This is a genomic window from Mesorhizobium sp. M0778, assembly GCF_040320105.1.
GTDB lineage: Bacteria > Pseudomonadota > Alphaproteobacteria > Rhizobiales > Rhizobiaceae > Mesorhizobium.
The window spans coordinates 64,365-77,408 of sequence record NZ_JAMYPA010000026.1 but is presented as its reverse complement, the minus strand read 5'-3'; the positions used below and the strand labels follow the sequence as shown (position 1 = coordinate 77,408).

The 13,044-nt window shown below is 62.6% G+C and carries 13 protein-coding genes and 1 pseudogene; 9 read left to right on the top strand and 5 right to left on the bottom strand.

What is annotated here, in order from left to right; all coding sequences use genetic code 11:
• Positions 1-18 precede the first annotated feature (18 nt).
• The 7 genes and pseudogenes from NKI22_RS27185 to phnN form a co-directional block, all read left to right on the top strand.
• Positions 19-543: pseudogene (locus NKI22_RS27185) on the top strand (thiamine pyrophosphate-dependent enzyme); the annotation flags it as partial.
• A gap of 46 nt (positions 544-589) precedes the next feature.
• The gene (gene iolE / locus NKI22_RS27180; RefSeq protein WP_352716532.1) at positions 590-1,507 is read left to right on the top strand and encodes a myo-inosose-2 dehydratase; all 918 of its coding nucleotides are present in this window, start codon (positions 590-592) and stop codon (positions 1,505-1,507) included.
• A 42-nt stretch (positions 1,508-1,549) separates the two neighbouring features.
• The gene (locus NKI22_RS27175) at positions 1,550-1,768 is read left to right on the top strand and encodes a DUF3329 domain-containing protein (protein ID WP_023718232.1); all 219 of its coding nucleotides are present in this window, start codon (positions 1,550-1,552) and stop codon (positions 1,766-1,768) included.
• A 2-nt stretch (positions 1,769-1,770) separates the two neighbouring features.
• Positions 1,771-2,580, top strand: a complete 810-nt coding sequence (iolB, locus tag NKI22_RS27170) for a 5-deoxy-glucuronate isomerase (RefSeq protein ID WP_352484309.1) — start codon at positions 1,771-1,773, stop codon at positions 2,578-2,580.
• A gap of 152 nt (positions 2,581-2,732) precedes the next feature.
• Positions 2,733-3,440, top strand: coding sequence for a DUF1045 domain-containing protein (locus NKI22_RS27165; protein ID WP_023718230.1), 708 nt, complete (start codon positions 2,733-2,735; stop codon positions 3,438-3,440).
• A gap of 80 nt (positions 3,441-3,520) precedes the next feature.
• Complete coding sequence (locus NKI22_RS27160; protein ID WP_352938588.1) at positions 3,521-4,660, top strand: alpha-D-ribose 1-methylphosphonate 5-triphosphate diphosphatase; 1,140 nt, start codon at positions 3,521-3,523, stop codon at positions 4,658-4,660.
• The gene (phnN, locus tag NKI22_RS27155; protein WP_023718228.1) at positions 4,657-5,286 is read left to right on the top strand and encodes a phosphonate metabolism protein/1,5-bisphosphokinase (PRPP-forming) PhnN; all 630 of its coding nucleotides are present in this window, start codon (positions 4,657-4,659) and stop codon (positions 5,284-5,286) included. Before NKI22_RS27160 ends, phnN begins: the two co-directional genes overlap by 4 nt.
• A gap of 90 nt (positions 5,287-5,376) precedes the next feature.
• Here phnN and NKI22_RS27150 read toward each other — a convergent pair whose 3' ends face one another.
• The 4 genes from NKI22_RS27150 to NKI22_RS27135 all read right to left on the bottom strand — a co-directional run bounded on the left by NKI22_RS27150 (position 5,377) and on the right by NKI22_RS27135 (position 9,698).
• Complete coding sequence (locus tag NKI22_RS27150) at positions 5,377-5,907, bottom strand: DUF2231 domain-containing protein (protein ID WP_023718227.1); 531 nt, start codon at positions 5,905-5,907, stop codon at positions 5,377-5,379.
• A 151-nt stretch (positions 5,908-6,058) separates the two neighbouring features.
• Positions 6,059-7,054 carry an ABC transporter permease gene (locus NKI22_RS27145; RefSeq protein ID WP_023718226.1) on the bottom strand — a complete coding sequence of 332 codons (996 nt, stop codon included), beginning with the start codon at positions 7,052-7,054 and terminating at the stop codon, positions 6,059-6,061.
• 23 nt (positions 7,055-7,077) lie between these two features.
• Positions 7,078-8,622, bottom strand: a complete 1,545-nt coding sequence (locus tag NKI22_RS27140) for a sugar ABC transporter ATP-binding protein (RefSeq protein WP_023718225.1) — start codon at positions 8,620-8,622, stop codon at positions 7,078-7,080.
• Between the two features lie 113 nt (positions 8,623-8,735).
• Positions 8,736-9,698 carry a sugar-binding protein gene (locus NKI22_RS27135; protein WP_352591250.1) on the bottom strand — a complete coding sequence of 321 codons (963 nt, stop codon included), beginning with the start codon at positions 9,696-9,698 and terminating at the stop codon, positions 8,736-8,738.
• Positions 9,699-10,151: 453 nt separating this feature from the next.
• Between NKI22_RS27135 and NKI22_RS27130 the strand changes: the two genes are divergently transcribed.
• Together NKI22_RS27130 and NKI22_RS27125 are read left to right on the top strand one after the other, a co-directional pair.
• Positions 10,152-11,258: a LacI family DNA-binding transcriptional regulator gene (locus NKI22_RS27130; RefSeq protein WP_031193752.1), complete on the top strand. Its 1,107-nt coding sequence runs from the start codon at positions 10,152-10,154 to the stop codon at positions 11,256-11,258.
• A 78-nt stretch (positions 11,259-11,336) separates the two neighbouring features.
• Positions 11,337-12,479 (top strand): alpha-hydroxy acid oxidase, encoded by a 1,143-nt coding sequence (locus NKI22_RS27125; RefSeq protein WP_352495024.1) that lies wholly within the window; start codon positions 11,337-11,339, stop codon positions 12,477-12,479.
• A 46-nt stretch (positions 12,480-12,525) separates the two neighbouring features.
• Here NKI22_RS27125 and NKI22_RS27120 read toward each other — a convergent pair whose 3' ends face one another.
• On the bottom strand, positions 12,526-12,840 hold the full coding sequence (locus NKI22_RS27120) for an antibiotic biosynthesis monooxygenase family protein (protein WP_352484312.1): 315 nt from the start codon (positions 12,838-12,840) through the stop codon (positions 12,526-12,528).
• Positions 12,841-13,044 lie beyond the last annotated feature (204 nt).

The following is a 13,044-nucleotide window of genomic DNA, read 5'->3' as shown; positions in this document are numbered from 1 at the left end:
CCATACAATCCCTAAAACGGGTTCGCGCCCTTGGGCTACCAAATCGCGGGGGGGCTGGGCGTCATGCGGGCCACGCCCGACGAGGAGGTTGTGGTGATGATCGGCGACGGCTCCTACCTGATGCTCAATTCCGAGGTCGCTACGTCGGTGATGCTCGGCCTCAAGCTGACCATCGTGCTGCTCGACAACCGCGGCTATGGCTGCATCAACCGGCTGCAGATGGCGACCGGCGGCGCCAACTTCAACAATTTGCTGAAGGACGCTCGTCACGAGACCTTGCCCGAGATCGACTTCGCCGCGCATGCTGCAAGCATGGGTGCGATTGCCGAAAAAGTGGCGTCGATCGCCGGGCTGGAAACGGCCCTGGCGCAAGCGAAGAAGAATACGCGAACGACCGTGCTGGTCATCGACACCGACCCGCTGGCTTCGACCGAGGCCGGTGGAAGCTGGTGGGATGTCGCAGTGCCGGAAGTCTCGGCACGGCCGCAAGTGAACGCGGCGCGCAAGAAATATGAGGAAGCGCTGAGCGGGCGGCGGTTTTAACGCGCCCGCCAACGCCGCCTCGAATGTCAGAAATTGGAGTGACGACTTGAAAGCCAAACTGGGCATGTCCCCGATTGCATGGTGGAACGACGATCTTGCCGAACTCAGCGATGATGTGTCGCTGGAGGAGTGCCTGCGCCAGTCGCGCTCGGCCGGCTTTACCGGCATGGAAATGGGCCGCCGCTTTCCCAGCGATCCGGAGATCATGCTGCCGATCCTGAAAGAGGCCGACGTGACGCTGTGCGGCGGCTGGTTCTCCGGGACGCTGGTCGACGAAGACATGGCGAAGAACAAGGTTCGTATCCAGCCGATGATCGACCTGTTCAAGGCGGTGAATGCGCCCTGCATCGTCTATGGTGAAGTCGGCCGTTCCATCCAGGGCGACCGCTCGAAACCGCTTGCCATCAAGCCGAGGCTGTCGGACGATGAGATGAAAGCCTACGCTAGGCGGCTAACCGAGTTCGGCGAATGGTGTGCCGGGCAAGGCATGCCGCTCTCCTACCATCATCATATGGCGGCGGTGATCGAGACCGAGCCGGAGCTCGACGCTTTCATGCGCTATTCGGGAGAGGGCATTCCGCTGCTGCTCGATGCCGGTCACCTGGCCTTTGCCGGCGGCGATGTGCTGCGCGCGATAGACAACCACCACCGGCGCATCAACCACGTGCATGTCAAGGACGTACGCATGCAGGTGATCCAAAAGCTGGATCGCAACAAGCAATCCTTCCTCGACGCGGTAGCACTTGGTGCCTTCACCGTGCCGGGAGATGGATCGCTGGATTTTGGCGCCATCGTCCAGAGGCTCGCCAACCACGGCTATGAAGGCTGGTTCGTGGTCGAGGCCGAGCAGGATCCGAAGAAGAACCCGCCACTCAAGATGGCACAGGTCGGCTACAAGGAATTGATGCGGGTGATGACGGCGGCCGGCTATACGGTTGAGACACTGGGCTTTCCCAATGCTTGAGAGTTCGCGAGGAAGGGCTGACCCGATGCCGGCGTTTATCCGATGAAAGACTCCGAGCACCCGTTTTTCCGGCCTTTGTGGCGGCGCGTCGCCATTGTCGCGGTCTGCCTGGTCTGGTCGGTGATCGAATTCGCTACCGGCACGCCGTTCTGGGGCGTGATCGCGCTCGGCTTCGCCGGCTATGCGGTCTGGCAGTTTTTCTACCTCTACAAACCGGCCGACGAAGACAAGCCATCGGCAAACGCCAAACCGAAGGAATGACCATGTCGAAGCTGCTCGTCAAAGCCAATAAGGGCCACGGCCGCATAGCCCATGTGACGCCGCAAAACGCCGGCTGGACCTATGTCGGCTTCGATCTGCATCGGCTGAGGCCCGGCGACACCGCTTCCGGGCAAACCGCGGATCGTGAGGTCTGTCTGGTATTCGTCACCGGCAAGGGCAAGGTCAAGGCCGGCGGCAAGGATCTCGGGCTCCTGGGCGAACGCATGTCGCCGTTCGAGGGCAAGCCGTGGTCGGTCTATGTGCCGCAGGGCTCGGAGTGGTCGGTGAGCGCCGATACCGATCTCGAACTCGCCGTGTGCTCGGCGCCGGGGCTTGGCGGCGGTCTGCCGGTCCGCATCATTGCGCCGAAGGATCTCGGCCAGGAGACCCGCGGCAAAGGCACCAACACGCGCTACGTCACCAACGTCCTGCCGGAGGGCGAGCCGGCCGATTCCCTGCTGGTGGTCGAGGTCATCACGCCCGGCGGCCACACATCGAGCTATCCGCCGCACAAGCACGACCAGGACAATCTGCCGGCCGAATCCTATCTCGAAGAGACCTATTACCACCGCCTCAACCCGCCGCAGGGCTTTGCTTTCCAGCGCGTCTACACCGATGCCGACCAGAACGGCTCTCGTTCGCTCGACGAGGCGATGGCGATCGAGGACGGCGACGTCGTGCTGGTACCCAAGGGTTATCACCCCTGCGCCGCCTGCCACGGCTATGATCTCTATTATCTCAACGTCATGGCCGGACCGAAGCGGACGTGGAAATTCCACAACGCGCCCGAGCACGAATGGCTGATGGCCTGACCGTTTCCCCTTCGCTTCTCAACCGCTGGTCCAAGCCGAAAAAATCGTCGGCTAATGACCAGGCTGTGTCGTTTTGTTACCGAAAACGCTGCAAAGCTTCGTCATTTCGTCATGCAAATCGCCTATGGCAGCGGGGCTGACGAGGAACTTCGATGCGCTACGCGATCTATTTCACCCCCCTGCAGGACGAACCGCTGGCGCGGATCGCCGCCAATTGGCTCGGCCGTGATCCCTTCGGTGCCGCCACGAGGCCGGTCGAGGCGGTGGGCGAGTTGTCGGCAGCGGAAGTTGCCTTCCATACCGCCTCGGCGCGCCGCTACGGCTTTCATGCGACGCTGAAGGCGCCCTTCCGGCTGGCTTCAAACGAGACGGAGGCCTCGCTTCGCGCCGCACTCGACGATTTTGCCGAGGCGACGCCGGTGGTGACGGTCCCGCGTCTCGTCGTCAGCCAGATCGACAGCTTTTTCGCGCTCGTGCCGGAAGCACCGCTGCCGGGGCTCAACCGTTTCGCCGATGATGTGGTGCGCGGCTTCGACCGCTTTCGCGCGCCGCTGACAGACGCGGAGATTGAACGCCGCAGCCCCGACTCGCTGAAGCCCGATGAGTTCCGCAATCTCTGCCAATGGGGCTACCCCTATGTCTTCGAGACGTTTCGTTTCCATATGACCCTGTCCGGCCGGGTGTCGTCACAGGAAAGCCCTCGTCTTCGCCTAGCAATCGACAGCCTGTTTGCGGACGTGCTGCAACGGCCGGTGCCGGTGGACGCGCTGACGCTGTTTGTCGAAACTGAGCCGGGTGCGCCGTTCATGGTGCTGTCCCATCACGCGCTCGGGCGCCGCCCGGCCAGAAGAACTGCCTGAGATGACTATTTCCTTTAACCGCATTGTGCGACGCCAATCCATTTTCAGTTGGCTGCAAAATGCTCCGAGGACTGCCTGAAATGACCGCCGAGACCGTTCTTGACAACGCCCGCATCGTGCTTGCCGACCAGATCGTCGAAGGGTCGATCGTGCTGCGCGACGGCGTGATCGCCGACATTGCTCCCCGCGCTGGCCGCAGCGGCGAGGACATGGGCGGCGACTTCATCATCCCTGGCCTGGTCGAGCTCCACACCGACCATCTCGAAGGCCACTACGCGCCACGGCCGAAAGTGCGTTGGAACCCGATCGCCGCGGTGCTCGCCCACGACGCGCAGGTGGCGACCGCCGGCATCACCACCGTGCTCGACGCCTTGCGCGTCGGTATGGACGAGGACGCCGACCTGACGGCCGCCGACATACGCAAGCTGGCCGAGGCGATTGAGGACAGCGTCCAGCAGGACCGGCTCAGGGCCGACCATTTCATCCATCTGCGCTGCGAGGTTTCGGCGCCGGACTGCCTCACAGCCTTCGCCAATTTCGACGGCGACGAGCGGGTCAGGCTGGCGTCGCTGATGGACCACGCGCCGGGACAGCGGCAATTCGTCGATCTCGAAACCTATGCGTATTACTACCAGCGCAAGCTGAAGCTGACCGATCGCGATTTCCAGAAATTCTGCGAAAAGCGGATGGCGGAATCGGCGAAGAACTCGAGCCCGAACCGCGGCTTCATCGCCGCTGCGTGCAAAGAGCGCGGTATCGTGCTCGCCAGCCATGACGACGCAACCGTCAGCCATGTCGATGAAGCGATCGAGCAAGGCGTCCGTGTCGCCGAGTTCCCGACCACCGAGGAGGCGGCTCGGGCTTCGAAAGAGGCAGGGCTCGGCGTTTTGATGGGCGCGCCGAACGTCATGCGCGGCGCTTCGCATTCGGGCAATGTCTCGGCCCGCACACTGGCCGGCGACGGCCTGCTCGATATCCTGTCATCGGACTACATTCCGTTCAGCCTGATCCAGTCGGCCTTTTTCCTCGGCGACGTGGTCGAGGGCATCTCGTTGCCTCAGGCAGTGGCGATGGTGTCGAAGAACCCGGCCGAGGCTGTCGGCCTCACCGATCGCGGTGTCATCGAGCCCGGCCGGCGCGCCGATCTGGTTCGCGTGCGCGTCGACGATCACGTCCCGGTTGTCCGCACGGTGTGGCGGCAGGGACGGCGGGTCGCATGATGGTGTCGGCATCGGTCGAGCGTGAATTGTCCGCCGCGGGATTTCCAATCCGCGACGGCGTCTTCGTCGCCGTCGTCGGACCGAGCGGTGCCGGCAAGGACACGGTGATCGGCTATGCGCGCGCCATGTTTGCCGACGAGAGCCGACTGGAGTTCGTTCGCCGGGTGATCACCCGGCCGAGCGATGCGGCCACCGAGGATCACGATACGCTAGCCGACGCTGCCTTCGTCGAGGCCGAAGCGGATGGCGCCTTCGCGATTTCCTGGGAGGCGCATGGCCTGCGCTATGGCATCCCGGCCGAAGTCGACTGGTCAGTCTCCAACGGCCGTGTCGCGATCGCCAACGTCTCGCGCGCGATCATCCCGACGCTGCGGGACCGCTACGCCAATCTGGCTATCGTCGAGATCACGGCTGCACCGGAGATCCTGGCCGAGCGGCTGGCCTTGCGCGGGCGCGAGTCGCGCGGCGAAGTGCTGGCACGGCTGGCGCGCAGCGCCAATGTGGCGCTGTCCGGACCGGGCGTCACCTCCATCGACAATAGCGGCCCTCGTGAAGCCGCCGGCGAGCGCTTCACCGAGGTGCTGCGCAAGGCCATGGCCTTCTCCGACATGTCGGGCCTCATCTAAGGCGCGCCCATCCGATGCATTCGGGATGGGCGCTACTTGTCTAACCCATATCTTTTTGGAAACCGGTATCCACTGTTCGGGATCATGGCCTCATGCGGCGTGCCGATCCCGACCAGCGTGATGAGTATCCGTGCTAGTGGTTGTCGAAGGCTTCGCTGGTGCATCCGCCGGTGTATCCAGAACTGCAACGTGATGCCGATAGACCATCTCCCAGCCCTTCCAGCCGGTGAACAGCAGTATGCAGACCACTATGAACGACAACAGCGCGCCCCACGGTCGGACCGCGGCCTCGGCGCCTTGAGCATAGCGAAGGTAGAAATTGATCAGAGCCACAACGACCGCGGTCAAGTTGCCCAGCATGTGGTACCAGGCGTCGGACAAGGCGCGAATGCGCGGCTCGTTGAGGAAGTCGATAAAACCGGCTGTCGCAGCGAGAAGCGCCATTACGATAGCTGCCCCGATCAGCCACATCGATGCCCGTGCCCAGAAGGCGTCGGCAGTCCCCCAGAAAACCAGGTCGGTGACAAAGGCACCGACAAGAAACGCGACAGGAAAAGGTATCAGCATCGGGTGGAGGGGGTGAGTTCCTATCTTTGCGGTACTTACTGGATTCATGGGCATGGGACGCCTCCGCGTAGCAAAGCTTAAATAAACGCTCAGATACGGGTTTCGTTCCAAATAGAGATTAACCTGAACTGCTGTCGCGAAGCTCAGGCTGACCTTTTCATGCCTGCCAATGGCAGTCGGCGTATTTCATCCAGCTATTTTTGCGTCATTCCGCGGCAGCACCCGCCACGCCCTTGCGGGTGGCTTCCAGCATCCGCCGCCGCGCCCTGAACACGCCCCATTGCTGGTCGACCAGAACGCCGATGAGGATCACCCCGCCCATCACGGCGAAGTTGAGCGAGGACGGGATACCGAGCAGGTTGACGAGGTTCTGCAACTCCTGCAGCAGCACCGTGCCGAGCAGGACGCCGATCAGCGAGCCTTCGCCGCCGCGCAGCGAGAAGCCGCCGAGCACCGCTGCCGCGATGGCGTAGAGCTCGTAGAACTGGCCGTGGCTCGCCGGCGAGATCGAGCGTGTGTACATGGCGAAATAGATAGCCGACAGCGCCGTCAGCACGCCGCAGATGACATAGGCGGCCATGACGATGCGGCCGGTGCGGATGCCGGAATATTTCGCCGCTTCCTCGTTCTTGCCGATGGCGTAGAGATATCGCCCGAACACCGAACGGTGCAGCACCACCCACATGACGACGGCGATGACGATCAGCGCGATGAAACTGTTCGGCACGCCCCAGGACCGCCCCGCCGTCAGGAACTCGAGTTCCGGGAAGTTCTGTCCGAAGGCAAAGCCGGCGGTGCCGTCGGCGGTATAGAAGCGCGCCACGCCGCGATAGATCAGCAGGCCGCACAAGGTCACCACGAAAGGCTGCAATTTGAGCCGGGTGATCAGCCAGCCATGCGCCAGCCCGATGATGCCGCCGAGCACCAGGATCAGCGGCAGGGCGACCGGCCAGGCCATGCCGCGCGTGGCGATGAAGTCGATGAACAGCACGCCGAGCAGCGCAACCACCGAGCCGACCGACAATTCGATGCCGCCGGTGATGATGACGAAAGCCTGGCCGATCGACAGGATGCCGAACAACCCGATCAGGTTCGAGGTGTTGGCGAGATTGATCGGCAGCAGGAAGCGCGGGTTGATGATCGCTACCACCGCGCCGACCGCCAGGATCAGGATCAGCAGGCCGAGATCTTTCTTGCTCATCGTCGTCTCCCAATGCCGGCGAACTATTTCGGCTGCTTGCCGACCGCCAGCAGCAGCACGTTTTCCTGGCTGAACCGTTCCTTGTCGAGAATGCCGGAGATCTGGCCTTCATGCATGACGGCGATGCGGTCGGAAACACCGATCACCTCCTCCATGTCGCTGGAGATCATCAGCACGGCGACGCCGGCATCGGCCAGCGCCCGCATCAGCCCGTAGATCTCGGCCTTGGCGCCAATGTCGATGCCGCGTGTCGGCTCGTCGAGGATCATCACCTTCGGCTTCATCGCCAGCCATTTGGCCAGCACGACCTTTTGCTGGTTGCCGCCCGACAGCGTGCCGGTACGCGTCTGCACGGAGGGCGCCCTGATGCCCAGATCGGTCTTCTGTTTCTCGGCGGTGGCGGCCTCGGCGCTGGCCGAGACCAGCGAGCGCCGCGAATGCGCCGGCAGATTGGGCAGCGAGATGTTCTGGGCAATCGACAGATCGAGCAGGATGCCGGTCAGCTTGCGGTCTTCCGGGACGAGGAAAATACCGTTGGCCACTGCGTCCGCGGCCGAACCAAGAACCAGATCTTTTCCGTCAAGTTGGAACGAGCCGCCAAAGCTCTTGTCGATGCCGAACAGCACGCGCGCCAGCTCCGTCCGACCGGAGCCGACGAGACCGGCAAGGCCGAGGATCTCGCCATGCCTGACGTCGAGGTCGACGGGCCGGTCGGGATAGGCGGCGGTGCGAATGGCCTTGACCGACAGCGCGACAGAGCCCGGCGGGCGCGCCGATTCTGCGGCCTTCTCCCTCTCCTTGAGCATGCGGCCGATCATCAGCTTGACCATCTGGTCGTGATTGATGGCGCTCTTCGGCAACGTTCCGGCGAGCATGCCGTCCCTGAGCACGACGACGCGGTCGGCGACGCGCTCGACCTCGTGCAGGCGGTGTGAGATGAAAATGACGCTGATGCCGTCTGCCTTCAGCGCCTTGATGACACCAAGCAGCTTGTCGGTTTCGGCGATCGGCAGGCTCGAGGTCGGCTCGTCGAGGATAACCAGCCTTGCCTTGATCGACAGCGCCTTGGCGATCTCGACCATTTGCTGCTGGGCCAGCGACAGCGCCGATACCGGCGTATCGGCCGAGAAATTGGCGCCCACGCGTTTGAGCAGCGGCGCCGCCAGCGCTCGCAGCCTGGCGCGGTCGACCAGCTTGAGCGGGCCGGCGCGCAGCGGTTCGCGGCCGAAGAAGATATTGGCGGCAACGTCGAGGTTTTCGAACAGGTTGAGTTCCTGGTGGACGAAGGCGATGCCCGAACCGATGCTGGCCTCGACAGTCAGCCCGTCATGGGCGGCGCCATCGACAATGATGGTGCCGGTGTCCGGCCTGGTGACGCCGCCGAGGATCTTCATCAGCGTCGATTTGCCGGCGCCGTTTTCGCCGACCAGGCCGATGACCTCGCCGGGCCTGACCTCGATCGAGAACCCGTCCAGCGCGACAACGCCGGGATAGGTCTTGCGCACACCGTTGAGGCTCAGGAACGGAGCGTCCGTGGATGCAACGATGGATGGGTCGGAATAATTCATCACGCCTGACAGCAGCCGGTGAGCCGTTTTGGACTCAGACTGACGGGCCTCGCGAGGCCCGTCAATAGAACGCCGGCTCAAGGCGAACCTTGAGCCGGCGCAACCTAGTTTGCTCAGTTTCCAGACATCGCCTTGAGGCTGGCGGCGTAGGCGTCGACATCGTCCTTGCCGATGATCTTGGTCGGGATGATGATCAGTCCATCGGCGGGAACGCCCGACTTGTTGCCTTCGAGATAGGCGGCCATCAGCTTCATGCCCTGATAGGCCCATTCGAAGGGCTGCTGCACGACGGTGGCGGCGACGGTGCCTTCCTTGACGCCGCCCAGCGTGATCGGATCGTCGTCGAAGCCAACGACGGTGATCTGGCCGAGCTTGCCGGCATCGCGCAGCGCCTCATAGATACGCGGCGTGTTGTAGGAATAGAAGCCGACCATGCAGGTGACGTCGGGGCTGGCGACCAGCGCGTCCTCGACGTTCTTCTTAGCGCGGGCCTGGTCGATATCGTCGCCACGCACGTCGACCAGTTCGATCTTGCTGCCGGCGAGGCCGTCCTTCATGCCCTGGATGCGTTCCTTGGCATTGTCGGCGCCGAGCAGGCCGACGAAGCCGAGGCATTTGCCGCCATCTGGCATCGCCTTCTTGGCAATCTCTGCCGCCTGCTTGCCGGCATCGACATTGGACGAGCCGATATAGGCGACACGCTTGGTCTGCGGTGCATCGCTGTCGGTGGTGAACAACGCCGTTTCCGAGGCGATCTTGTTCAGCCCGTCGGTCGACGTCTTGGGATCGACGGCCGAGACCATGATCGCCTTAACACCGGCCGTCACCAGATCGTCCATCAGGCGCTGCTGGATGGCGACCGAGGACTGCTCCGGATATTTGAGTTCTAGATTGTAATTGGGCAATTCGCCTTGAGCCTTCTTGACCCCGGCTTCGGCAGCCTTCCAGAAATCGGAAGCGCCGTTGACGACGAAGGCCAGTGTCGGCTTGTCGTCGGCCCGCGCAATTGCGCTGACGGACAGGCCGAGCAGCAGGGCCGCAGCGGCGACGGACGCATTTCGTATCGCAGATTTCATATTCAACCTCCCATTTGACTCAGTAATTTTCGCTGATGATGAACGTGCCGGCGCGGCTTGGACGCCCTCCTCCTCAGGGTTCCGGCAGCGAAGAACGACGCCATTCCAGCCGCGATCGTCGACTTTAGAGACTCATTCGTCGTTCGTAAATAGTCCGATTTGTCTGACATTTCCTCGAAACGGCAGGCGAGCTTCGGTTGACGGGAACTGTCCGCCACTAGGCTGGCTTACGTTCCGAACATGCGCGGGTCCGATGTTCGTCCGAGCATGATGGATTGACGTTATAGGGCCGCCGGATATTAGTAAAGAGTATTAGTTTAATCGGGATTCTCACAAGAAAGGAGCCTCCCAATGCGCTGTCACGTCGGATTCGCGACTAAATCACTTAAGACGGCACTTATATCTATTAGCATCGCTTTACCTTACAAATGCGAGATTTGAGGGACGAATGACATGAACGAACCACTGCGCGATCCCGTCCTTGAGGGTACAAGGCGGCGCAAGCCGTCCGGGAAAAACCCCAGAGGCCGCGTTACCATGACCGACATCGCCAGGGCCGCCGGTTGTTCGCAGGCGACGGTTTCGTTCGTCCTCAACAACACGCCGGGCATCAGGCTATCGCAGCAAACTCGTGAGCGGGTGATAGAGGCGGCGCGGGCCCTCAGTTATGCGCCGCCGGTGTTTTCCGCCCTGCGAGCCCCGGTTGCCGCTTTTGACGGGCTGGATGGCGTGATCGGCTTCGCCGTCGACCAATTGGCGACCAGCCCGGAGGCGGTCGTCGCCATTGAAGGGGCGCGGCAAGCCTCGTGGAACGCTGGCAATGTACTTTTGGTGGCGCAGACCATGGGCGACGAGGTGATGGAGCCCCGGGCCATCGCGGCGCTGACCAAGCAGGGCATTTCGGCGCTGATCTACATGACCATCTTCACCCGCGAGATCGTCGCGCCGGAGTATCTATACGGCCTCGACATTCCGGTCATCCTGCTCAACTGCTACACCGCCGACTATGCCTTCCCCGCCGTGGTGCCGAGCGAGATCGCCGGCGGCCAGAGCTCGACCCGGCACCTGATCAGCCATGGCCATCGCCGTATCGCCACCATCACCGGCGAGCCATGGATGCAGGCGGCGCAGGACCGGCTGAAGGGCTACCGCCGGGCGCTGGCGACAGCCGACATCCCGTTCGACCCGGCCTTGGTCGTCGAAGGCGATTGGTCGGCGAGCGCCGGCTATGCCGCGACCATCAAGCTACTGGCGCTGAAAGACCGGCCGACCGCCATCTTCTGCCAGAACGACCGCACCGCGATCGGCTGCTACGAGGCGCTGAAGGAGGCCAGCCTGCACATCCCCCAGGATATTTCGGTGGTCGGCTATGACGACGAGGAGATCGCGCGCCATCTGTTCCCGCCGCTGACGACGTCGATCCTGCCGCATATGGCGATGGGGCAATGGGCGATCGAGCAGCTGGAAGTCCCCGCCCCTCCCGGTCGTGGCCGCCATCCCATCACCAAGCTCGAATGCCCGCTGGTGGAGCGGGAGTCGGTTGGCGCGGTGGCGGGCTGACGCGAGGCGGCGGAATAGTCGGCGATCGACAATTGCATAGGCTTGACATCGCGCCCCGCATAGATCCGATTGAGCCCTATGAGGTTGCAAAGCTGCTATAATTTTCAGGACTTTCGCAGGCTGGCCAGACAGCGCCTGCCAGGACCGATCTTCGACTATATCGATGGCGGCGCGGACGACGAGACGACGCTGCGGCGCAACACGGCTGCGTTCGAGGACTGCGACCTCGTCCCAAACGTGCTTGCCGGTGTCGGGCAGATCGACATGTCGGTCACCGTCATGGGCCAGAAACTGGCGATGCCGGTCTATTGTTCGCCGACGGCTCTCCAGCGGCTGTTTCACCATAGCGGCGAGCGCGCCGTCGCCGCGGCGGCGGAGAAGTTCGGGACGATGTTCGGCGTCTCGTCGCTCGGCACGGTCAGCCTGGAGGAAGTCCGCAAGCACAGGACGCCGCAGGTCTATCAGTTCTATTTCCACAGGGATCGCGGCCTGAACCGCGCCATGATGGAGCGCGCCAAGGCGTCCGGCGTCGAGGTGATGATGCTGACGGTCGACAGCGTCACCGGCGGAAACCGCGAGCGTGACCTGCGGACCGGCTTTTCCATCCCCTTTCGGCTTACGCTCGGCGGCATGATGCAGTTTGCGATCAAGCCGAGATGGGCCATCGACTATTTGACGCACGAAAAGTTCAGCCTGCCGCAGTTGGACGGCCATATTGATCTCGGTGGCGGAGCGCTTTCCATCAGCCGCTATTTCACGGAGATCCTCGACCCGTCGCTGGATTGGAAGGACGTCGAAGACATGGTCCGCTTCTGGAACGGCCAGTTTTGCCTGAAGGGAATCATGAGCGTTGCCGATGCCAGAAAGGCCGTCGACATCGGCTGCACCGGCATCGTTCTGTCAAATCATGGCGGCAGGCAGTTGGACGGCTCGCGCAGTCCCTTCGACCAGCTGTCAGAGATCGTCGACGCGGTGGGCGACAGGATCGACGTGATCATCGACAGCGGCGTCCAGCGCGGCACGCATGTCCTGAAAGCTCTGTCGCTGGGCGCCAAGGCCGTCGGCCTCGGGCGCTACTACCTCTTCCCGCTCGCAGCGGCCGGACAGGCCGGCGTCGAACGGGCGCTCGGCCTGATGCGAACCGAGATCGAACGCGACATGCGGCTGATGGGATGCAGGTCGGTGGCAGAGCTTTCCAGGGGGAATGTGCGGTTTAGGTGAGGCAGCCGGAAGTGGCGCACGGCATAAGCTTTTCGAAGTGCGAACACTATACCGACCGGCCGCCGCTCCTGCCGTCCGTGTCGAAGACGGCCTCGCCGGAAACAGCATCCGTATATCCGCCTTCAAGCTGCTGCAACGTATGCCGGAACCGATCAAGATTGCCGAGCATTGTGGGCCTGGCATCGACCATGTGCTGGAAAGTGTCCCACTCTCCAATCGAGAAGAAGGCGCCATCTCCCGATTTGATGAGAGCCATTTTTCGCAATCCCTCGAAGTTGCGCGGAGCGCTGCTGAACAGTTCGACGAATTCGTCTTCACTACCCGGCTTGACCTGGAAGCGGACGCTGTTGAACGCCGTCATGTACGTTCCCCCGTGAAAGACCTGAAGAAGCTCGAATATGCGAAAGCCCTAAGGCACTCAAACCCTTCGAACACGTGTACAGGAAAATCGGAAGGTTGGCTTCAGTCACCTCCTGCCGAATGCCCCGTTTCTGGCGCTATTTTGCCAGGTAGAGGACGACGCTCGATCTCAATCGGTACGCCCTTCCGACCGGCAATGAAACGC